Origin of the sequence: Saccharomonospora iraqiensis subsp. paurometabolica YIM 90007, from assembly GCF_000231035.2 — a bacterium.
Taxonomy (GTDB): Bacteria; Actinomycetota; Actinomycetes; order Mycobacteriales; family Pseudonocardiaceae; genus Saccharomonospora; species Saccharomonospora paurometabolica.
Genome location: NZ_KI912199.1, coordinates 2,987 through 3,720, shown reverse-complemented (window position 1 = coordinate 3,720; position 734 = coordinate 2,987). Strand labels below are relative to the sequence as shown.

Genomic DNA, 734 nt, shown 5'->3' with positions numbered 1-734 from the left:
GACCGCGAGGACGGCGGCCGTCGCGCCCGCCGTGTAGCCGGTCCACGCCGCACGCACCAGCCACGGCCCGGCGGCGCGGTGCCCGGCTTCCCACGCTGCGTCGGAGGACAGCGTCACCTTCGTCCGGAGCCCCACCGCGAAGTTGCGGCCCAGGTTCCCGTCGCGGGTCGCGTTCCGGATCCAGTGCACCAGGCCCGCGACGAGGAACAGCGACCCGGCGAAGACCGCGAAACCGACGACGTCCTCCATCGGCGCCCCCATTCCGTCCGAGCACCCGGGACGGTACCGGAGCGCTGTGTCCTGCGGCACCCGGCGCGACAGGATCGTGAAGGCTTTTCGGGTCAGCGGGGGACGTGGGTGAGCTTGTCCGGGTTGACGACGTCGTAGAGGGCGACGATGCGGCCGTCGCGTACCACCACGGCCTGCACGTGTTCGTCCAGGGCGCGGTAGCCGTCGCCGCCCGGTTCGGCCGGCAGGTGCAGCCCGACGTCGCCGTTGACGAGCACCGGCCGCGCCGTGTCCAGGACACCCGGGCGGTAGCGCCGCCGCAGGCCCGCGACGAACCGGACGAGCGTGTCGGCGCCGGTCATCACGCGGCGGGCGGTGCGGCCCTTGCCGTCCGAGTCACCGGTCAGGGTGACCTCCGGGTGCAGCAGTTCGGTCAACCCGGACAGGTCGCCGTTCGTCAGCGCGGTGACGAAGCTGTCCAGCACCGCGCGCTGCTCGGCCGGGTC

General features: G+C 73.6%; 2 protein-coding genes. Both read right to left on the bottom strand.

What is annotated here, in order from left to right:
- Positions 1-249, bottom strand: a 249-nt coding sequence (locus tag SACPADRAFT_RS0202740; RefSeq protein WP_007027850.1) for an SdpI family protein, incomplete at its 3' end; no start/stop codon positions are given.
- Positions 250-341: 92 nt separating this feature from the next.
- The coding region (locus tag SACPADRAFT_RS0202735; RefSeq protein ID WP_007027851.1) for a nuclear transport factor 2 family protein at positions 342-734 on the bottom strand (393 nt) is incomplete at its 5' end.